At 60.8% G+C, this 441-nt stretch carries 1 protein-coding gene; it reads right to left on the bottom strand.

From position 1 onward, the window contains the following. Positions 1-441, bottom strand: a 441-nt coding sequence (locus tag QM609_RS29155) for a condensation domain-containing protein (protein ID WP_283337662.1), incomplete at both ends; no start/stop codon positions are given.

Below are 441 nucleotides of genomic sequence, written 5' to 3'. Positions count from 1 at the left end.
CCAAACCGCGCAGCAGCATCATCGAACCACGCCGACAACGTCGAATCCACACCACTGTCGACACCCGTGTCGCTCCATGACAGAACGCGATCCAACTCACTGGCGCTCATAACATCCACGTCGCCAACGGCAGCGGCCGGATTCGCGACAACGCCACGGAGGACGGACACGAACCGATCAGCGAACTCGGCCGCTGTCGACGCGTCGAACAGATCCGTCGCGTAGGTCAGGGTGCCGGACATACCGGCGTCAGCGACGTCTTCAAGTGTGAATTGCAGATCGAACTTGGCCAGTGCTGCGTCGAATTCCACAGCAGCGGCGGTGAGTCCGGGCAGTTCGAGAGCACTCTGTCCAAGGTTCTGGAACGTCAACGCCACCTGGAACAACGGATGACGAGCCTGCGAACGAACCGGATCGAGAACCTCCACCACACGCTCGAAC

The sequence above is a fragment of the Rhodococcus sp. IEGM 1302 genome (genome assembly GCF_030056935.1).
In the GTDB taxonomy this organism is placed as follows: Bacteria; Actinomycetota; Actinomycetes; order Mycobacteriales; family Mycobacteriaceae; genus Rhodococcus_F; species Rhodococcus_F qingshengii.
This window is presented reverse-complemented; position numbering and strand designations above follow the sequence as displayed.